The organism is Clostridium sp. FP1, from assembly GCF_011065975.2.
GTDB lineage: Bacteria > Bacillota > Clostridia > Clostridiales > Clostridiaceae > Clostridium_AD > Clostridium_AD tagluense.
In genome coordinates this window covers 4,697,586-4,718,979 of record NZ_JAAMNJ020000001.1, presented here as the reverse complement: position 1 = coordinate 4,718,979, position 21,394 = coordinate 4,697,586, and the positions used below count along the sequence as shown (strand labels likewise).

The 21,394-nt window shown below is 31.3% G+C and carries 18 protein-coding genes and 1 other annotated feature; of the genes, 10 read left to right on the top strand and 8 right to left on the bottom strand.

What is annotated here, in order from left to right; translation table 11 throughout:
- Positions 1 to 95: 95 nt before the first annotated feature.
- The 3 genes from G9F70_RS22270 (at position 96) to G9F70_RS22260 (ending at position 2,339) form a co-directional block, all read left to right on the top strand.
- Positions 96 to 281 carry a Spo0E family sporulation regulatory protein-aspartic acid phosphatase gene (locus G9F70_RS22270; RefSeq protein WP_164946684.1) on the top strand — a complete coding sequence of 62 codons (186 nt, stop codon included), beginning with the start codon at positions 96 to 98 and terminating at the stop codon, positions 279 to 281.
- A gap of 81 nt (positions 282 to 362) precedes the next feature.
- A complete protein-coding gene (locus G9F70_RS22265; RefSeq protein WP_164946683.1) occupies positions 363 to 1,565 on the top strand; it encodes an EAL and HDOD domain-containing protein in 1,203 nt (400 codons plus the stop codon).
- Between the two features lie 342 nt (positions 1,566 to 1,907).
- Positions 1,908 to 2,339 carry a hypothetical protein gene (locus G9F70_RS22260; RefSeq protein WP_164946682.1) on the top strand — a complete coding sequence of 144 codons (432 nt, stop codon included), beginning with the start codon at positions 1,908 to 1,910 and terminating at the stop codon, positions 2,337 to 2,339.
- Positions 2,340 to 2,407: 68 nt separating this feature from the next.
- Here G9F70_RS22260 and rsgA read toward each other — a convergent pair whose 3' ends face one another.
- The 4 genes from rsgA to G9F70_RS22245 form a co-directional block, all read right to left on the bottom strand.
- Positions 2,408 to 3,328 carry a ribosome small subunit-dependent GTPase A gene (gene rsgA / locus G9F70_RS22255; protein WP_164946681.1) on the bottom strand — a complete coding sequence of 307 codons (921 nt, stop codon included), beginning with the start codon at positions 3,326 to 3,328 and terminating at the stop codon, positions 2,408 to 2,410.
- A gap of 150 nt (positions 3,329 to 3,478) precedes the next feature.
- Positions 3,479 to 3,607: a hypothetical protein gene (locus G9F70_RS27140; RefSeq protein ID WP_263484352.1), complete on the bottom strand. Its 129-nt coding sequence runs from the start codon at positions 3,605 to 3,607 to the stop codon at positions 3,479 to 3,481.
- A 1-nt stretch (position 3,608) separates the two neighbouring features.
- The gene (locus tag G9F70_RS22250; RefSeq protein WP_164946680.1) at positions 3,609 to 3,899 is read right to left on the bottom strand and encodes a CD3324 family protein; all 291 of its coding nucleotides are present in this window, start codon (positions 3,897 to 3,899) and stop codon (positions 3,609 to 3,611) included.
- A gap of 852 nt (positions 3,900 to 4,751) precedes the next feature.
- Complete coding sequence (locus G9F70_RS22245; RefSeq protein ID WP_164946679.1) at positions 4,752 to 6,125, bottom strand: sodium-dependent transporter; 1,374 nt, start codon at positions 6,123 to 6,125, stop codon at positions 4,752 to 4,754.
- 593 nt (positions 6,126 to 6,718) lie between these two features.
- Between G9F70_RS22245 and G9F70_RS22240 the strand changes: the two genes are divergently transcribed.
- From G9F70_RS22240 to G9F70_RS22220, 5 genes are all read left to right on the top strand, one after another.
- Positions 6,719 to 7,774, top strand: a complete 1,056-nt coding sequence (locus tag G9F70_RS22240; protein ID WP_224617739.1) for a uroporphyrinogen decarboxylase family protein — start codon at positions 6,719 to 6,721, stop codon at positions 7,772 to 7,774.
- A 97-nt stretch (positions 7,775 to 7,871) separates the two neighbouring features.
- Positions 7,872 to 8,543 (top strand): corrinoid protein, encoded by a 672-nt coding sequence (locus G9F70_RS22235; protein ID WP_164946678.1) that lies wholly within the window; start codon positions 7,872 to 7,874, stop codon positions 8,541 to 8,543.
- Positions 8,540 to 9,568, top strand: a complete 1,029-nt coding sequence (locus G9F70_RS22230) for a methylcobamide:CoM methyltransferase MtbA (RefSeq protein WP_164946677.1) — start codon at positions 8,540 to 8,542, stop codon at positions 9,566 to 9,568. Before G9F70_RS22235 ends, G9F70_RS22230 begins: the two co-directional genes overlap by 4 nt.
- Entirely contained in the window at positions 9,565 to 11,370 is a 1,806-nt protein-coding gene (locus G9F70_RS22225; RefSeq protein ID WP_164946676.1) for an ASKHA domain-containing protein, read from the top strand. The genes G9F70_RS22230 and G9F70_RS22225 overlap by 4 nt, the downstream gene beginning before the upstream one ends.
- 512 nt (positions 11,371 to 11,882) lie before the next feature.
- A complete protein-coding gene (locus G9F70_RS22220) occupies positions 11,883 to 13,535 on the top strand; it encodes a glutamine--tRNA ligase/YqeY domain fusion protein (RefSeq protein ID WP_164946675.1) in 1,653 nt (550 codons plus the stop codon).
- Between the two features lie 69 nt (positions 13,536 to 13,604).
- On the opposite strand, the gene thrS is transcribed toward G9F70_RS22220, so the two are convergent.
- The 3 genes from thrS to G9F70_RS22205 all read right to left on the bottom strand — a co-directional run bounded on the left by thrS (position 13,605) and on the right by G9F70_RS22205 (position 17,264).
- Complete coding sequence (thrS, locus tag G9F70_RS22215) at positions 13,605 to 15,542, bottom strand: threonine--tRNA ligase (RefSeq protein ID WP_164946674.1); 1,938 nt, start codon at positions 15,540 to 15,542, stop codon at positions 13,605 to 13,607.
- A 226-nt stretch (positions 15,543 to 15,768) separates the two neighbouring features.
- Positions 15,769 to 15,974, bottom strand: a binding site (T-box leader).
- A gap of 104 nt (positions 15,975 to 16,078) precedes the next feature.
- Entirely contained in the window at positions 16,079 to 16,975 is an 897-nt protein-coding gene (locus tag G9F70_RS22210; protein ID WP_164946673.1) for a polysaccharide deacetylase family protein, read from the bottom strand.
- A 46-nt stretch (positions 16,976 to 17,021) separates the two neighbouring features.
- Positions 17,022 to 17,264 (bottom strand): hypothetical protein, encoded by a 243-nt coding sequence (locus tag G9F70_RS22205; protein WP_125002440.1) that lies wholly within the window; start codon positions 17,262 to 17,264, stop codon positions 17,022 to 17,024.
- A gap of 390 nt (positions 17,265 to 17,654) precedes the next feature.
- On the opposite strand from G9F70_RS22205, the gene G9F70_RS22200 reads away from it, so the two are divergent.
- On the top strand, positions 17,655 to 19,778 hold the full coding sequence (locus G9F70_RS22200; protein WP_164946672.1) for an EAL domain-containing protein: 2,124 nt from the start codon (positions 17,655 to 17,657) through the stop codon (positions 19,776 to 19,778).
- A 218-nt stretch (positions 19,779 to 19,996) separates the two neighbouring features.
- Complete coding sequence (locus G9F70_RS22195; RefSeq protein WP_164946671.1) at positions 19,997 to 21,061, top strand: NlpC/P60 family protein; 1,065 nt, start codon at positions 19,997 to 19,999, stop codon at positions 21,059 to 21,061.
- 84 nt (positions 21,062 to 21,145) lie between these two features.
- Here the strand turns inward: G9F70_RS22195 and G9F70_RS22190 are convergent, their stop codons facing one another.
- The gene (locus tag G9F70_RS22190) at positions 21,146 to 21,364 is read right to left on the bottom strand and encodes a DUF1450 domain-containing protein (RefSeq protein ID WP_125002434.1); all 219 of its coding nucleotides are present in this window, start codon (positions 21,362 to 21,364) and stop codon (positions 21,146 to 21,148) included.
- Between the last annotated feature and the right edge of the window lie 30 nt (positions 21,365 to 21,394).

Sequence of the window (21,394 nt, the reverse complement as noted above, 5' to 3'; positions counted from 1 at the left end):
ACGTGTAAATATATGTATAATAGAAATATCAACCATTAATATAAATACATATAATAGAGATAGAGTAATTTAACTATTTTGGAAGCGAGGTGTGTATGAGTAATTTAACTCTTGATAATATTACAATGGAAGAGCTAAATAAAAGAATAAATGATTTAAGAGATATTTTAAATGAAATATGCTGTACAGACCAAAATGCCGATGGAGAAGAAGAAAGGCTCGCTACAAGTAGAAGTTTAGACAAATTAATTGTTGAATATATGATGGGAATTGAGAAATAGGGGACAGGCACTTGGAAAATTATATAAGCAAGTCATGAATATGAAAATTAAAAAAATAATATATTATGTAGGAGGATAAATATGGATGTTTTTCTAGCTAGACAACCTATTCTTGATAGATATGATAAATTATTTGGATATGAACTATTATTTAGAGAGAGTGAAAAAAATATATACCAAAGTGAGGATGGCGATAGAGCAACTATCGCAGTTATAAAAAATAGCTTTGTAGATATAGGAATGGATAAAGTAACAGGGGGTAAAAAGGCTTTTATTAACTTCACCGAAAATATATTGAAATCTGACATTTTTGAGGTATTGCCCCCAGAATCAGTTATAGTTGAGATATTGGAGAATATAGAACCTACAGAGGAAATATTAGAGCTATGTAAGAGATTAAAAGCACTAGGGTATACTATAGCTTTAGATGATTTTGTTTATTCTAATAAATATATAAAACTTATAGAGATAGTAGACATTATTAAAGTGGATTTTCAAATAACTAAAGGTCCAGAAAGAAAAAAAGTAATGGAACAAGTAAACTCTGAAAATATAAAATTTCTTGCAGAAAAAGTTGAAACTATGGAAGAATTCAATGAAGCGGTGTCACTGGGATATACATATTTTCAAGGTTATTATTTTAGTAAGCCCACAATACTTTCGGGTAAAAGAATATCAGAAAACAAGGCTGTTTATATGAAACTATTACATGAAATCAGTAGCAATAATTTCGCTATAGATGGCATCGAGAGTTTAGTAAAAAAAGATATATCATTATCTTTTAAACTCTTAAAGCTTATAAATTCAGCAAATTATAGTTTTGTAAATGAAATAAAGTCAATGAAACAAGCATTGGCGCTTCTTGGAGAAAAAGAAATAAAAAAGTGGCTATATTTAATGGCTTTTAGGAATATGGGAGAAGATAAACCAGAAATTTTAATAATTAACTCTTTAACAAGAGCAAGGTTTGCAGAATTAATTGCTAGTAAAGTTGGAAAAAAACTTAATCCTTTTAATGCTTATTTGCTAGGAATGTTATCTATGATAGATTTGCTATTAGATAGGCCACTAGAGGAAATACTCAAGGAGCTATTAATACCCATTGAAGTAAAGGATGCTTTAAATGGCATTAATGATAATGGCTACAGTGGATTACTTAAATTAATTATAGCCTATGAAAATGGACAATGGGATCAAGTATCAAAAATTTCAAAAGAACTTAATTTAGATGAAAATTGTTTGCCTAATGTATACTATGAGGCTATTTTCTTTATGAAAATTTAGGTGCAACTCACGTGGCAAGTGGCATATTGATGTCCAATTATGATATATAATTTCAGGATGATGTAAGCTATAATTTATAAATGAATAAATGGAGTGGTTTTAAATATAAACCATTCCATTTTTTTATTTCAGGAAAATCTATTCTTTTGTGACATTAGCTATATTATAGGGAATAAGATATATGCATTAAACTAAAAACAATGTATAATTAGTATCAGTTATAAGAATACACAGCCATTCATATATAAATGAAAATTATGAATAATCCTAAAGGAATCATAGAAAATGCACAAATAATGATAAGTATTTTACTATAAACGAGGATTTATAAAGGAGTCTTGTATGGAAATTATTGAAATAATCAAAGAAAGATTGTCAATATTTAAAAATTTGTATGATACAGTAAGAATTGTAAATCCGGATATTAAGAAAGTTGTGAATTTTGGTGAAGATAATACTGAAATAGTAGAAGGATCATGTTTTGATTTTTGGAAAACGGATGGATTTTGCAACAACTGCATCTCTATGAAAGCTTGTCTTGAAAATGATACTTTTATAAAGATGGAGATTTCATATGGAAAAATCTTCATTATTATTTCATCTCCTGTTACTATAGAAAATAAGGTATATATTGTAGAGATGATAAAAGATATATCACAAACAGGAAGCATAATGAATAATGAAAAAAATATAAATAACATTAAAAGTTTAATAAAAGAAATTAATGATGCTGCTATAATGGATGAATTGACAGGACTTTATAATAAAAAGTAACATAAATTTCAAAAAAAGTTATGTTACTTTTTTTATAGTGGAAAATTTAAATTTTCAATGGAATAAACTTAAAGCCCACGATATTTATGGTCTATATATTCTTTGCTTTTTTTATTTCCAGCTATTCTATTTATATCCTTTTGTTTTCTTTCAATCATTTTAGCTTCCTTTTGCAGGGCTGAATAGCTTTTAAATCTTTTTTCATCAATAATTTCATCTTCAATAGCTTGCTTTATGGCACAACCTGGCTCATTTTTATGCATACAATCTGAAAACCTACATTGAGAGCTTAATGCTTCTATATCCTCAAAGGCTTCACTTATGCCTTCAGTGCCACCCCATAGCTGTAGTTCTCTCATTCCGGGGGTATCTATCATGATAGCACCACTATCTAAAATAAACATCTCTCTAGAGGTTGAAGTGTGTCTGCCTCTGTCATCATACTCCCGTACTTCATTCGTCTCTTGAATAACTTCTCCTGCCAGGTAATTAAGCAAGGTAGATTTTCCAACTCCTGAAGAACCAAGTAATGCAATGGTTCTACCGGGCTTCAAATATTGATTTAAATCATCCATACCTATATTATCAACGGTGCTTACTATGTGAATTGGTACGCCAGAAGCCACTTTTTCTGTTTGACTTAATTTTGAAGCCAAATCCACACATAAGTCAGCCTTACTAAGCAAAATAACTGGAGCAGCCCCACTTTCCCATGCCATAATTAAATATCTCTCTATTCTTCTTGCATTAAAATCCTTATTTAAGGAATTAACAAGAAAAACTGTATCTATATTTGAAGCAACAATTTGCTGCCTAGTATTAATTCCTGCAACCTTTCTGGAAAACTTGCTTTTTCTAGGAAGCACTTTATGAATAGTAGCTCTCATTTCAGAAGTTCGAAGACTTGCTACTACAAAGTCTCCAACTGTTGGAAATTCATCACTGTCCATTGCCCCGTGTCTTAATTTACCTGATATTTCCGATAGCATTTCTCCCTGCTCTGTATAAAGTTTATAAATATGCTTATGCTCTGCAAAAACTCTTGCTACGGTATAATCATCCTCTATAAAAGTCTCAAATTCTTCTTTATAAAATTCGTTCCAGCCTAATTGTTTTAAACTATAAATAAATATCCTCTCCTATGCATCTAATTTTAATTTTTCATTATTCATATTAATCATCACCTGCGGTGCTGCTGTGCCAACGACTTCAGAAGGTGATTTACAGTTCCACTTAAATCTGCACCCTGTTATAGTGATTTTTTCCACTTTAAGAAACCGTGGACTTACCTTCTGAAATGCCGTTGGAAATTATCTTTCTAATGCTATCTTCTGATAGATTATAAGATTCTGTAAGTTTAGAAATTGTAGTTCCATTTTTATAAAATTCATATATCTCCATATTACGCTGTCTTAGAATCTTTCGAGTGCCATTATTTTCACCCCAAGCCTTCCGTACATTATCCTTTTTTGGAATATATATAATTTCACCTTGAATATATTTTTGTAGTTCCTTTAAAAGAGCTGACGGCAATACATCTTTCCCATTCTTGTAACACAATATTAAATTCCTCCCCCTTATTTTTAATGTTATTTAATAGTGTTTTAGAACTTTTCATTGAAACCGCCTCCTATATTTATTTGTATGGATAACAAATCTGAATTGTTAGCCTGTTTATTTTTCTATATAAAAATCCCGTGGATATAAAAACCATCCACGGGAATATTAAAAAAGGCAATAAAAAAAACACGATAACTTCGTGCATTCTGCCAAACTTTAAATTCATTTTAACGTTTCAGATGACGGTTATTAATTACATTTCGAAAGCACACAAAATAAAGGGTTAATAAGCCCCGTTTTATATTTTATAGATAGAACAAAAAAAGATTTTCTACAAAATTTTATACTGCCTTCGAATAATATTTAGTTATTGATAAAGTACCTCAAAAGCCTCAATTAAATTTATCATATAACAACATCCTCCTTCATCTGAATTATTTTACTTAAATTGATTATTCTCACAATTTAATTCTATTATAAAGCTGTGTTTGTGTCAATAACAATTGGTGCCATCCACATGGCAAGTTAATATAAAAGGAGGCAGGTCGCCTCCTAGTATTCATATGAGGTAACCAACAAGTCACCTCATATTTAATGGTAACTTTTAACCTTTTTAGGTCAAAAGCCACCTCCTAGTAATTATCAATATTATCATCTCCTTTCACTAGATTACTGCCTGTGTTTATTATTGCATATTGTAAGTTCAACTCTCAAGCTAAAGAATTATTATAATTGTTTTTTCCTAAAAATTCACAATGAGTTTTAATATGTAAAGTAATTTTTATTTACTGATATTTAAATAAAATGAGCCTCAACAATTGTTGAGGCTTGTTTAACTTAAAAATTTTATGTTTACAATTTAATTATTCCTATTGAATTTAAGAAAACAATTATAAGTAGAATTGGTGTTATAAATTTAATAAATACATATAAAACATTTATTATACTAGCGTTATTTAAAGTTCCTTGATTTGATAGCTCTAGTTTAAAATCTTCCTTTTTAACAAAGTATCCAATGAAAATTGCTGTTAAAAGTCCCCCTACTGGAAGTAATATATTGGAAGATAGGTAATCAAAGGAAGCGAAAAATCCCTTTTGTCCTAATATATGAATATTACCAAGGACACTTGCGGAATCAGCAGATAATGTTGCCAAAATTCCAATTGACATCATTATGCCTGTTGTAAGTAATACCGCTGTCTTTCTGCCCATACCCTTTTCTTCCGTAAAATATGCAACTGGAACTTGAACATTAGATATCATTGCCGTTGTAGCTGCAATAGCAGTTAATAAGAAAAATGCTACTAATAATATATTACCAAAAGGCATTTTTGAGAATACAAGTGGTATTGTTTTAAATAAAAGCCCAGCACCTTCACTAGGTTTCATACCAAATGAGAATACCGCTGGGAATATTGCGATTCCTGCTAGTATTGAAACTAATGAGTCAGATAATGCAACTCTTACTGAAGTTGCTATCATATTGTTATTTTGTGTGAAATAACTTCCGTAGGTAATCATAATTCCCATTCCTAATGATAATTTGAAAAATGACAGACCAAGAGCAGTTAATATAACAGATGCATTTATCTGTGAAAAATCTACATGGAATAAAAATCTTAATCCTTGTGATGCTCCTGGAAGTGTTAATGCAGTTACATCACATACAAGAATTAGTATGAATAATACAGGCATAAGTGTTTTTGTTATTCTTTCAATACCATTTTTAACTCCTGCAATTAAAATTATAGAAACAACTATAAGAACTATAAATTGCCATATAAGTGGAGGCATTGGTCCAACTAGTGTTGATGCGAATTTTGCTGAGGATGTAGCTGAAGTAACCCCTACAAAGTCACCCTTTATTGCTTTGAAAACATAGGAATAAACCCAACCCGCAACACAACTATAGAAAAACATAATTAGAAAGGCTGAAACTACTCCTATAAATCCAATACTTTTCCAACCTTTAGCAGCTTTTAACTCTTCAAAGGCTCCAACTGCATTTTTTCTTGACTTTCTACCAACATAAAATTCACATACCATAATTGGAATACCAACTAATGCAACACATAAAACATATATTAAGAGAAACGCTCCTCCGCCATTAGATCCTGTTAAATAAGGCACCTTCCATATATTGCCTAAACCTACTGCTGAACCTAATGTTGCGAAAAAAACTGCAAATCCTGATGAAAAGGTCTCTCTCTTTTTTTTCTCCGACATTACAAAATCACTCCTCTTTATATTTAATCATCAGCTTCGAAGCTGAAATGTTAACGACTTCATAAGGGGATTTAGATTCCTTATGAAGTTTTATTTTCGCTATAGTATATATCTCCCGCTTATAGAAATGGGAGATCTTCCTTCTGAAATGTCGTTAAACAGGTCTCTATACCCGGGATTAAAGCTCTGTTTAAAAGAAATCAAATTTACACAAACTAACCATAATTAACATATGTATATATGTATATTTTGAGCAATAGCATAAAACCGCATAAAAATAGACATATATTTTCATGCCTTTAACAAAATATCATGTATATATTATTAAGTCAATAGAGATAAAAAATAGCTATAGATGAGTCAAATACTATTTGAAAAACTGATTTGCATATGATTAAAGTAGAGTGTAAACTTTATGTGTACTAAATGTAGTACTTGTAAAAGCTTATAGTTAACCTTTCTGATGGTTAGAGCACTATAGTAGTTATATAATTCTATAAAGTATCTGAAAAAAATAACAAATCAGTATGTTATTTTATTTTTTTTTAATGTTTTAAAAAATTTAGTATAGAATTTATCAAGGAGGAATTAAGATGAATCAAATTATAAAGCCAGATCAAATGACACCAAGAGAAAGAATGGAGGCATTTTCAGCTGGAAAACAAATTGATAGAATCCCATGTGGTCCATTTTTAGGGGAGGCTTGTGCACCGCTTTTTGGACATACAATTAAAGAACATAATTTTTCAACAGAAGTAATTATAGATGTAGCGGTGAAAAGTTTTGAAACATTCAGACCAGATAGTATAGGTGTTGGTCCAGGGCTTCAGGGAATACCTGAGGCTATGGGAAGTGAATTTAAATTTCCGGAAAATGGAACACCTTACTTTAGTAAACCTATATTAAGGGACTATAAGGATATAGGAAAATTATCACCTATAGATCCTTATAAAGATGGAAGAATATCATATTTCCTTGAAGCGCTTAAAGTAGCTAATGCAAAAATAGGTCATGAAGTATTTGTAGGCAGTTCCATGGGAGGCCCATTTACTACGGCTGCTTTTTTAAGAGGAACAGAGGATTTTCTAAAGGATATAACTAGAAATCCTGAAATGGTACATAGACTACTCGAAATATCCACCCAAAGTGTTATAAACTATATTGACGCAGTATGCGATTTAGGGTTAAGTCCAAGTATTGCTGAACCTGTTGCGTCAGGTACTATGATTAGTGCTAAGACCTTTAGAGAATTCGCAAAGCCATATTTGAAAAAATGTATGGATAGAATTATCGAAAGACGAGGAAGTGGGACCACCCTTCACATATGTGGAACAACTAAAAAAATATGGGCAGATATGGTGGATGTAGGTATTGGAAATTTAAGCTTGGACAATATAGATGATATAGGTGAACTTAAAGAGCAATTTGGGGATAAAGTTTGTTTAATAGGAAATGTAGCTCCAGTTGAAACTATACTCAGAGGAACTATAGAAGAAATACATAATGCAGGTAAGTTATGTATAAGCAAGGCATATGACAGTCCAAAAGGATTTGTTTTAAGCTCAGGTTGCGATATACCTATAGGAACGCATCCAGATAAAATAATAGCACTTATGGATTCCGCAAGAATATATGGTCAAAAGAGATAGCAAGGCTAGTGCCACCAAGGTGGCAAGTTGGGATTTCGGTAACTGCCGATTCCACAAATGGCAAGTTGATGAACTGCATATAGAGGAGGAATAATAAATGTCAAATTTAAAAGAAGAATTATTACAAGCAATTTCTGATTCCGTGGTAGATATGGAAGAGGAGAAAACTATAGAAATAACTAAACAATTTATTGAAAATAATTTTGATGCTTACGAGGGTATTGACAAGGGACTGGCTCATGGAATGCGTAGAGCAGGAGAGTTATATGACGAGGAGGAATATTATATTCCAGAATTGTTAATTTGCTCAGATGCTATGTATGCGGGCCTTGATATATTAAAACCTCATTTAAAAAGTAAAGAGGGGGATAAAAAACATAAGGTAGTCATAGGCGTAGTAGAAGGTGATACACATGATATAGGCAAAAACTTAGTTAAAATTATGATGGAGACTGAAGGATTTTATGTAGAAGATTTGGGAAGAGATGTGCCAGCTATTAAATTTGTAGAAAAAGCCAAGGAAATAAATGCAGATATTATATGCTTATCTACTCTCATGACTACAACTATGTGTGGTATGGAAGAAGTTGTTAAAATATTAGAGAATGAAAATTTAAGAGAAAAAATTATGGTTATGATAGGTGGGGGACCAGTATCATCTAGCTTTGCTGAGAAAATAGGAGCAGATGTATATACTGCAGATGCCTCTAGAGCAGCTAAAATGGCAAAGGAATTGGTTAATAAGGCAAAGGAAGAACTTAAAATATGATTACCCCAAAGGAAAGATTGTTTAAGGTTTTAAAAGGGGAAAAAGTGGATCGTCCACCTTGCATTTGTCCAGGTGGAATGATGAATATGATAACAGAAGATGTAATGGATATCACAGGAGTTAATTGGCCAGAAGCTCATAGTGATGCTGGAATGATGGCTAGGCTTAGCTTTGGAGTTTACGAAAATGGTGGTTTTGAGAATTTTGGAGTGCCTTTTTGCATGACCGTAGAAGCAGAAGCCATGGGAGCGTATGTATATATGGGCACAAAAATTAATGAACCTAGGGTTACTAATTATCCAATTAATTATGCCTCAGAGTGGGATAAATTAAATAATATAGATGTAAGTATGGGCAGAGCAAAAGTGGTACTAGAAGCAATTAAAATTCTGAAAACAAAAAATCCACTGGTGCCTATAGTGGCAAATTTGACAGGACCTGTTAGTTTAGCTTCTTCACTAATGGAACCTATGGTTTACTATAAGGAGTTAAGGCGTAATCCTATAGAAGCTCATAAATTTATGAAATTCGTTACAGAAAATCTTATTACCTTTGGGAAAGCACAGATAGAAGCTGGAGCAGATGTTCTAACTATTTCTGATCCAAGTGGTACTGGAGAAATATTAGGACCTAAAATGTTTAGGGAATTTGCGCTACCTTATTTAAATACAATAATTGATGCACTAAAGCAGCAATGCGCGGGTGGAACCATTATTCATATTTGCGGGAGACTTAAAAGTATTTACAGTGAATTAAAGGAGTTACATAGTAATGCTATAAGCTTTGATGCAATAACTAATGTTACTCAAATGGTAGAGTTTGTTGATAATAAAGTTATAATGGGAAATGTAAGCACCTTTGCTCTAGAGAATAGCTCCCAGGAAAATATAAAGAGTATAGCTCAGAATTGTATGCACAGTGGTTGTGATATTTTATCCCCAGCCTGTGGAATAGGTACAAAAACCAGTATGGATAATATTCGTAGTATGGTGGATGCCGCCAAAGGATATAGTGAAATAATATGAGTTATTTAACAATTGCAAGTACTGGAGAAACATATGAATTTGTAGTGGAAACTTCCCTATTAAATATAATACAAGAAAAGGGAATAGGTATGGAAAGTCCTTGTGGTGGGAGAGGTACCTGCGGAAAATGTAAAATTAAAATTCTAAAGGGTGAAATAAATCAGCTAACGCAAGAGGAAGCTAGTCATTTAACAAAAGAAGAAATAAAACAAGGTATAAGGCTGGCTTGCCATGTAAAACCACAGGGTGATTTAATGGTAGAGTTATTAGAAGACAAAAACATAAAACATGAAATTTTGACAGAGGGTTACATGCCTTCTATAAGTATAAGCCCAATGATACATAAAGAAGTTTATAAGCTTATAAAACAAAACTTTAAAAATGATTTATCCTATGAGGAAATAATAGAAGATGTTGTGCAGCAGAAAATAGAGAGTAATAACATTGATTTGCTTAAACTTTTACCAGAGGCTTTTAAGCAAGGTGAGTTTACTGGAGTTTATTTAGGTGGCCATATTATAGGCATAGAACCTGGTAATACTGTTAAGGAAACTTATGGAATAGCTATGGATATTGGAACCACAACGGTTGTAGCATCAATAGTAGACTTAACTATGGGGGAAGAAATTGCCTCAGTAAGTGAAATAAATCCTCAAACAGAGTATGGGTTAGATGTACTTTCTCGAATTGCCTTTGTCCAAAGTAATCCTAAGGGGTTAGAGTTATTGCATAAAGGTATTATCAATTGCATAAATGGCTTAACTTTGAAGTTATGCAACGAAAATAGTATAGCAGCTTCTAGTATATATGAAATAACAATAGCCGCGAACACAACTATGATGCATTTGCTACTGGGTGTAAATACGGATTCTATAGGAAAAGCACCATATACACCAGTCTTTAAAAAGGCTCAAAATATTTCAGCAGGGAGTCTTTGTATAAATATATCACCTTTTGGTAGAGTATATTGTGTTCCCTCAGTGTCTAGTTTTATAGGTGGAGATATTACAGCAGGAATTATAGTTTCAAAGTTGCAAAAGGCAGATGAAAATATATTATTTATTGATATAGGAACTAACGGAGAAATAGTTATATCAAAGGCTGGGAAGCTTTCTTCTTGCTCCTGTGCTGCAGGGCCGGCCCTTGAGGGTATGAATATTAGCTGCGGCATGAGAGCGGCTGAAGGTGCCATTGAAGGTATAAAAATTCATGAAAATAAAATAAGCTTAAAAGTAATAGGTGATAAAACCCCTGTAGGGATTTGTGGCAGTGGAATTTTGGAGTCTATTTCAGAGATAGCACGAGTAGGACTTATTGAAAAAACTGGTCGTATAAAAAAGAAAGAGTCAGTAATGGAAAGTAATCCAGGCCTGGAAGATTTAATAATAGAGGAAAATGGGAAACGAAAGATACATATTGCAATGGGCGCTAAGGAAATATACATAACACAAAAGGATATTCGTCAGGTGCAACTTGCAAAAGGTGCTATTTCATCTGGGTTTTATGCGTTACTTAATTTAATGGAAATAGATATGGTAGATTTACAAGAGGTAATTATTGCAGGACAATTTGGTAAACATTTAAATGTGGATAGCTTAATAGGTATAGGTATAATTCCGGAAGCCTTAAGGGACAAAATAACCTATGTTGGAAACTCTTCTAAATCTGGAGCAGTTATGTGTTTATTATCACAGCAGGTAAGAGAGGATATAGAAACCATAGCTAAAGATGTAAATTATTTTGAACTTTCTACTATGGGTGGATACGAGAAATTATTTACAAAATGCTTGAGTTTTTCTTAGAGAAGAACGCACATGGATTCCTGTAGGACGTGAATTAGTCTTAAAATTATTATATTATTTAAGATGCCGTGGCCAGCCATGTTACAAGTGGCATCATAAACTTGCCACTTGGGTGGAAACCTGCAAGTTTATTATTCCTGAATATTGGGTAAACTAAAGATTAAAGTATAACCTTCATAGCTGCTAAGCATCTTAGATATTATAATATTAACTACTTCAGAAGGAGATTTATATTCCAACTGAAGTTTTATTTTTATTGTGGTAGGTAATCTAACTTATATAAGAGGTGAAAAATATTCTTAAATTTTGTCAGATCATCACAGTATGTGGGTAAATCACAGGTTACGTTAAAAAATACCATAAAAATCCTAGAAAAAAATCTGTTTTTGTGATATATTTATTAGAATATAGAGAAAATTTATAAGTGCGCAAAATTATAAGTATGCTAGCTTACACTTAAGCACTTACTTGTAAGTGAACTTACGCGTAAGCTAAAAAGGAAGGTGACAAATATGGAAAACAAAACTATTTCATCAAATTTTATAAGAAATATTGTTATGGAAGATTTAGAAACAGGAAAGCACAGTAAAATCATAACTCGTTTTCCGCCAGAACCAAACGGATATTTGCATATTGGTCATGCAAAATCAATTATTTTAAACTTTGAACTGGCAGATGAATTTAGCGGTAAGACAAACTTACGTTTTGATGATACGAACCCAGCAAAAGAAGATAAAGAGTACGTTAATTCCATAGAAGAGGACATAAAATGGCTTGGGTATAAGTGGGATGAACTATTTTTTGCCTCAAACTATTTTGATGAGATGTATGATCGTGCTGTACTATTAATAAAAAATAATAAAGCATATGTTTGTGATTTAACAGCGGGCGATATGAAAGAGTACAGAGGTACTTTAAGGGAGCCAGGAAAAGAAAGCCCATACAAAAATAGAACTGTGGAAGAAAACTTAGATTTATTTGACCGTATGAGAAAAGGTGAATTCGCGGATGGAGAAAAGGTTCTAAGAGCTAAAATCGATATGAGCTCTCCTAATATAAACATGAGAGATCCAATAATTTATCGTATGTCTCATGCAGTGCATCATAATACAGGTGATAAATGGTGTATTTACCCTATGTACGATTATGCACATCCAATAGAGGATGCAATTGAAGGAATTACACATTCAATTTGTACTTTAGAATTTGAGGATCATCGCCCACTATATGATTGGGTTATAAATAATTGTGAAATGGAAAATAAACCAAGACAAATAGAATTTGCAAGGTTAAATATTACAAATACCGTAATGAGTAAAAGAAATCTTAAACAATTAGTAGACGAAGGCGTTGTAGATGCTTGGGATGATCCACGTATGCCAACTATAGCTGGACTTAGACGTCGCGGCTACACTGCAAATGCTATACGTAATTTTTGTAGAGAAATTGGAGTTGCAAAAGCTAACAGTACAGTAGATGGACAAATGCTAGAGCACTTTATAAGAGAAGATTTAAGCCCAAAAACACCTAGAACTATGGCGGTTTTAAAACCATTAAAAGTGGTTATTACAAATTACCCAGAATCTCAAGTAGAAATGCTTACAATTGAGAATAATCAAGATGATGTATCAATGGGAACTCGCCAGGTATCATTCTCAAAAGAAATATATATAGAACAAGAGGATTTTATGGAGCATCCACCAAAGAAATATTTTAGATTGTTTCCAGGAAATGAAGTAAGACTCAAAGGCGCATATTTTATAAAATGTAATGATCTAGTTAAAGATTCAGAGGGAAATGTATCTGAAATACATTGTACTTATGATATTGAAACTAAGAGTGGTACTGGATTTACAGGAAGAAAAGTTAAAGGAACAATCCACTGGGTAGATGCAACAAATGCGGTGCCAGCAGAATTTAGATTATATGAGCCTTTAATTTTAGATGAAGAGCAAGAAGAAGGAAAAACTTTCTTAGATCAAATAAATCCAAATTCTATGGAAATACTGCAAGGATTTGTAGAACCAAATATGGAATTTTCAAAACCACAAGATAAATTCCAATTCTTCAGACATGGGTATTTCAATGTGGATTCTAGATACACCTCGCAAGATAAATTAGTGTTTAATAGAATAGTATCTTTAAAAAGTTCTTTTAAAATCTAAACAAAATATAGTATTTAACAAACGTAATAAAAGCCAGTACAGGAATAATTCCTATACTGGCTTTTATTATTATAATAGTCTAGTTTCTATTTCATTTTTAATTCGTGCAATAAAGGAATCTAGTGCAATTGAACCTTCATCATCATTTCTGCGGCTTCTAACAGAAACTTCATTTAGCTCAGCTTCTTTTTCACCAACTATTAGTAGGAAAGGTGCTCTTTGCGTGCGAGCTTCACGGATTTTGTACCCGATTTTTTCTGCTCTATAGTCTCCCTCTACTCTAATGTTCTCTGCCTTTAGCTTAGCTACTACCTTATCTGCATAATCATGATACTTTTCAGAAATAGGTAATACTTTAACTTGCATTGGTGCAAGCCAAGTTGGGAAAGCACCGGCATATTTTTCTATTAAAATTGCAAGTGTTCGCTCGTAGCAACCAATAGAAGTTCTATGGATAACATATGGACGCTTTTTAACTCCATCTTTATCAACATAAGTCATGTCAAATCTTTCTGGTAGTGCGAAGTCAATTTGTACAGTAATTATAGTATCTTCTTTACCATGAACATTTTTGATTTGAAGATCAAGCTTAGGGCCGTAGAATGCAGCTTCACCAATAGCTGTCTCATAGTTTATTCCTAAATGGTCTAATATATCCTTCATTTTAGTTTCAGTATCTTCCCAAGCTTTTGGGTTGTCGATATATTTTTCTTTATCATTTGGATCCCCTTTAGAGAATCTATAAGTTATATCATCTTTGAGTCCTAATGTTTCCATGAAATAGTTAATTAAAGCTACAACATCCTTAAATTCTTGTTCTAATTGATCAGGTCTAACAACTAAATGACCCTCTGAAATAGTGAACTGACGTACTCTGATAAGACCATGCATTTCACCAGAAGACTCATTTCTAAACAATGTTGAAGTTTCAGCATATCTAATTGGAAGGTCTCTATAACTCTTTTGATCAGAATTAAAAATTGTAAATTGGAATGGGCATGTCATTGGGCGAAGTGCCATAACGTCCTCATCCTTAGATTCATCACCAAGCACAAACATTCCATCTTTATAATGATCCCAGTGACCAGACATTTTATATAAATCACTCTTAGCCATAAGAGGAGTCTTAGTTATAACGTAGCCTCTTCTTTGTTCTTCATCTTCAACGAAACGTTCAAGCAGTTGAATTACCCTTGCACCATTAGGCATAAGTAGAGGTAATCCTTGACCTATAACATCTGACGTTGTAAACAATTTTAATTCTCGTCCAAGCTTGTTATGGTCTCTTTTTTTAGCTTCTTCCACTTGAAGTATATGAGCATCTAAATCAGATTTTTTTGTGAAGGCAGTTCCGTATATACGACTGAGCATTTTATTTTTCTCGCTACCTCTCCAGTATGCTCCTGCAACTTGAGTAAGTTTAAAGGCCTTTATATATTTTGTAGACATTAAATGTGGACCTGCACAAAGATCTGTAAATTCACCATGTTTATAAAAGGATAAAACTGCATCCACTGGCAGGTCTTCGATTAATTGAACTTTAAAATTTTCATCCTGTTCTTCCATTAAAGCAATAGCTTCAGAACGGTTAAGTTCAAATCTTTCTATTGGTAAATCTTCCTTAACAATTTTCTTCATTTCTACTTCAATTTCTTTAATTTCATCTGCAGAGAAAGAACCTTGTTTATCAAAATCATAGTAGAAACCTCCATTTATAGCAGGTCCGATGGCAAGTTTTGTACTAGGGAATAATCTCTTTACTGCTTGAGCTAAAATATGAGTAGCGCTATGTCTAAAGGCCCTTTTACCTTCCTCATCATCAAAAGTTAATATACTAAGTTCAGAGTCCTCAGTAATTTTGAAACGTAAGTCTACAGTTTCACCATTTACAGTTCCAGCACAGGCAACTCTTGCAAGTCCCTCGCTAATATCTTTCGCAATTTCGATTACAGTCATTCCAGATTCATAAGATTTCATTGACCCATCTTTTAATTTAATATTTATCATATATATTACTCCCTTCTTTTTTTATGAATTTTTAGTAGAAAACCAGCATGCCTTTAGGCTTGTGGCTGAATGCCTTCTTTTAAATTAAGTAGTAGTTTTTGTGATAGATAATATATATCTATGCGAGAACTATTAAACTTGTAAGTTCACTTCATTAATCCTATACAGGTTTTTATAAACATATTTTTTATAAAACAAAAAAACCTCATCCCAATTCTAACTATAGAAAAGGGACGAGATTATAATTTCCCGCGGTTCCACCCAAATTGTTTATAAAAATAAACCACTTATTAATTATAACGGAATTACCGGACTTTATTAGAGTCACTCAGAGGTGGTCTTCAGCAAAGTGGACATTTAAGAATAATTTCAGCTAATGTATTCTCTCTCTGTAAACATGATAGGGCTTACTTTTCTCTTCGTAGTGTTAAAATATTTAATTTAAAGTAATTATAGCACTTGCGGTAAAAATGTCAAGGTGTCAATAATATTAGTTTAAAACTATTATATGCATTTTAAAAAATAACTATATTTGGTTATTTTACTACGTTAAATTGTGGTGCATAAGTATCCTTAGAAAGTACATCAAAGATAAATCCTTGACTTTTAAGACCTTCAATTATTTCTGGTAAGGCCTGTACAGTTGTAGTTTTTGGTGCTAAATCATGCATTAAAATAATGGCATGTTTTGTTTGAGAACTTTCAGTTAGAACAGCATGTACAATTTTATTTTTGTCCTGACGGTAAGCAGAAGCATCAGTGGAATCCACATTCCAATCAAAATATTTATATCCTTCTATAGTCATTTTTTTAATTACACCAGTCATTATCTCTTTACCACCATAATTATGACTGATAGTATTATTGGAACCACCTGGATATCTTAAAATATGATTAGGCTCCTTGCCAGTTATTTCAGTAAGGTAGGTATCTAATTTTTTCACATCATTATTAAAGTTATCTGGGGAGGTATAAACATCTTTATATTCATGACTATAAGTATGGTTAGCTAAAGCATGTCCACCATCAGCAATTTGTTTATATAAATCTCTTAAAGTAGGGTGACCATTTACAAAGAAAGTGGCCTTAATGTCATATTGTTTTAAGATTTTTAATATTTCTAAAGTGTTTTTTGATGGACCGTCATCAAAAGTTAAATAAGCTATTTTTGCTTTAAGGGAGGTTTCCTTATAAGATAGTTCATTTTCTTTGATTTTGTCTTGAAGATTTTTGTTTTCTGATTTTAACTTTTCATTATGGGACTGCATTTGGGTTATTTCTTGTTGTAATTTAGTAGTTTCATTTTCACTTTTTACAACGGTTACTTCGCCAATAGCTGCTTTCACAATTGAAGAAACAAATATAGTAAGAATGAAAATTTTCACTAATAGAAGTGGTAATGAGCTTTTTTTCTTTTTTCTTGAATTTCTCATAGTAAAACCGTCCTTTTTTTATTTTCATCTGCTTAAATTAATTATATTAATTTATAATAAGTTTTAATTTATTAACCTTTTCTGAAACCTTAGCATTTGTTTCAAGGAGCTGATTATTAACCTTTTTTAGAGTCTGATTTTCAGATTTTAGCGACTGAAATTCAATTTTTAAAGAATTATTTTCGATTGTAGTATCTTTAATTCTATTATTATTTGTAAAATGGACATATATTGAACCTAAAAATAAGATACTGAAAATTATAGTAGCAATAGTATTTTTTCTTTTCATTTCTTGAGCTCCTTTGTTAAAAAATTTATCGATATATAATATAATACGCTATATTATATTATAATACATTACGATAAAGTTACAAACATAAATATTAACAATATTAACTAAAATATAGGATAAATTTAAAAAAAATAATTTATACATAAATATATACAATTTTATGGTTTATATTGTATAATAATATTTGCCATAATTAATGGTAAAACTAAGTAATTGCAGTATTATGACAATTAAAAATAGAAAATATAAGAAAGAATAAAAAAAATAATATAAATTGTGAAAAACTATTAATAAAAATCATAATTTTACGATAATTATAAAGGATAATGTTAAAATAAAACATAAAACGGATAAATTATTTTGTAAGTGTTAATGGGAGGAATATAGGTGAATGAAAAGAAAATTGACTTGAATAAGATAGAAAAAAAACAATTAAAGGCAAATATTGAGTTACTTAATATTGATTGGTTGTTTAAAGATGATGTTGCACTTAAAAAGATGCCACTTAAAGTAACTATTGTATATGCTTTAATTGGTGGATTTTGGATACTATTTTCAGATAGAATTTTAAACATTCTTATTGAAAATAAATCTTTAATGGTACGTATGCAAACCATCAAAGGATGGTCTTATGTTTTAATATCATCTTTTATAATATATTTTTTAATTAACGAATTTACTAAGAAAAGTAAGGCCTCATCTCATACAATAAAAGAAAATTATCAGGAAATTCAAGCTACCTATGAGCAATTAATAGCTGCACAAGAGGAACTTCGGGCACAATTTGATGAATTAAATGAAAAACAAGCAATAATTGAAAAAAGTGAAGAAAGATATAAACTAGCTTTAGAAGGAGCTAATGATGCTATATTTGAAGTTGACCTTATAACTAAAGAGTTTTTTTCTTCAGATAAAATTAGTGATATTACAGGATGTGACAAAGATGATATAACTTCACTGGGGGATTTAATTAAGTTAGTTGCAGATGAAGATAGAAAAATAGCAATAAATGATTTTAATAATCATATTAATGGGAAGACATTATATTACCAAAGCAGTTTGAAAATAAAGTATAATGGTGGCGGAGATAAATGGGTTTTAATTAGAGGCAAGTGTCTGAGAAACAAAAATGGTCTTGCAACTAAAGTTTCAGGCTCTGTTACAGATATTTCTGGACAAAAGGATTTTGAAAATAAAATTAATAAATTGAAGTACTATGATATATTAACAGACATACCTAACAGGAAATTATTTATTAATACCCTGGAGAGTGAGATTATTAAAGCAAAAGATAAGGAAGCTAAACATGCTGTATTGTTTATTGATTTAGATAACTTTAAGGAAATTAATGATACTTTAGGCCATGATTATGGAGATGAATTATTGAAAAATGTTGCAATATCTCTTAAAGCTTCCATTAGAGAAGGGGATCTTGTTTCAAGAGTAGGTGGAGATGAATTTTTTATTTTAATGAAAAACATTGAGGATTACTCAGAGATAAGTTGTCAATGCGAAAAACTATTAAGTTCATTGAATTGTGAAATAAGCATAGTTGGTAAGCAAGTATACACTTCAGCAAGTATTGGCATTACTGTATTCCCGGATGATGGTTATGAGACCAATATACTATTAAAAAATGCAGATACTGCAATGTATAGTTCTAAATATAATGGTAAAGCCAAATATTCTTTCTTTAATAAAAATATGAGTGATATAGTGGTAAGAAGGGTTGAAATAGAAAAAGGCTTAAGGCGTGCACTTGAAAAGAATGAGTTTGAAATATATTATCAACCACAAATAGATATTATAAATAATAAAATAAAAGGATTTGAAGCGCTTTTAAGATGGAATAGTACTGAGCTTGGAAAAATACCTCCCTCAGAGTTTATACCTGTAGCAGAGGCAAGTGGATTAATAATTCCTATGGGTGATTGGATTATAAAAACTGTTTACCTCCAAAATAATTTATGGAAAAGTAAAGGGTACTTATATGATACTATTGCAATAAATTTATCTGCAGTTCAACTTCAAAATGATAAATTTGAAGAAAATTTAAAAAGAATAATAACTGAAACAAAGGTTAATACAAGATTCGTGGAACTGGAAATTACAGAAAGTATTCTTATGAAAGATTTTGAAAAGAGTGTTAAACTACTTACTGAAATTAGAGACTTAGGTATAAAAATTGCCTTAGATGACTTTGGAACAGGATATTCTTCTCTTAGTTATTTAAAACAGCTACCTATAAATACACTGAAAATAGATAAGTCCTTTATCGATAATATTGTTACAAATGAAAGAGAAAAAGCCATAGTAGATGGGATAATACAACTTGCACAAAAAATTGATTTAGACGTTATTGCAGAGGGAGTAGAAACAAAGGAACAAATTAAACTATTGCAAAGCATGGGCTGTAATCAAATACAAGGCTATTATTTTAGCAAACCGCTACCATCAGATGAAATCGAAGAAAAATTCTTAAAAACTAATTGGATTAAACCATATAATTAAAAAACAAAGAGCAGTGATTTTTGAAATCACTGCTCTTTGTTTTTTAAAAAAAATAATAAATATAATAAGGGATGTTCAATAGAATATAATTATGCTATAATTATACATAAATGTATAATTAAGCAAATAAAGTTAAGCTAACAAAGTACATATGAGTTTTTGATACATTTTATCTAGGATTTATTTATAAATTCTAAAAGAACGAGGGGGATGTAAAAATGAAGCATGTATTTAGAAACATGGCAGTTGTGACAACTCTAATTTTCACTTTAAATGTAAATGCATTAATGGTTAAAGTAAATGGGAAGTTACAATCACAGAAGTATTCACTAACTAGAGCTCAAACCGAAAGTCAAACAATTGAAAGAAAAATAGAACAATATGATAATGAAATTGAAAAAAACATGGCTAAAACAGAGGAGAATAAAATTAAAATATTACAAACTGAAAAGGCAATTAAAAGTGCTGTAGAAGAGATAAATAAGGTTGGAAATGAAGCGAAAAAGGAACAAGAATTATTCGATGCTAGAATGCGAACCATGTACATGAACGGGTTTGATGGATATACTAGTGTTTTACTAAATGCAGAGAGCTTTGGAGATTTTATATCAAGGGTAGAGAATGTAAGAATCATAATAAAGTTTGACAAAAAAGTAATGGGTGAGTTTGAAGCAATCCAAAATAAATTAAATGAAAAGCAGCATTGTCTAAATAATACAAAGGCTGCATTACTTAATTTGCAGGTAGATAACAAGCTAAAGTTAGACAAGATAATCTTGGATAAAGAATCACAAAACAAATTGATAACTCAGTTAGATATCAAGGAAAATAACCTTATAACTAGGAGCGGTAAAGAGCAAGTATTAGTAAATCAAAGCATAGAAAAATCAGTAGATAAATATACGTCCTCAAGGGGAGCCACTAATTTATCAAAAGATTCTATAATAAGCTATGCTTCTAACTTCATTGGAATACCATATATATGGGGTGGTACATCACCTTCCACTGGGTTTGATTGCTCAGGATTTACGCAATACGTATATAGGCATTTTGGAATATCGGTGGGAAGATCCACATATGATCAAATAAATGATGGTATAGGAGTATCTAAAAGTGATCTTCAACCAGGTGATTTGGTGTTTTTTGGAATTGGAGACAAGCCTGAGCATACAGGTATTTACGCTGGTAATAATAATTACATTCATTCTCCTCGCACAGGAGATGTAATTAAAGTTTCACCTATGACGAGAGGCGATTATATAACCGCTAGACGATTAAATTAGAAAATATCTACTCTTTAAGGCACATTTTAATAAATAGCAAGTCAAAATGCTAAGTATATTGACTTGTTATTTATTTTGAGGCACCTAAGGGATTAATAATTTACTGATTATAGTATTATATAAATCCTCTTCATCAACACCCACTAATAGTTCCTTGCCCACCATGGCTATAGGATGAGACTTACATTTATGACATTTTCCAAAACATTTTTTTATGGATATCTTTATATTAGGATGAGTTTCAGTTATCATAGTAATAACAGCATCATTCCATTTATTATGCTTGCAGAATTTAACTTTCATTAGATCAACTCCTTAAAATTTAGCAATTAT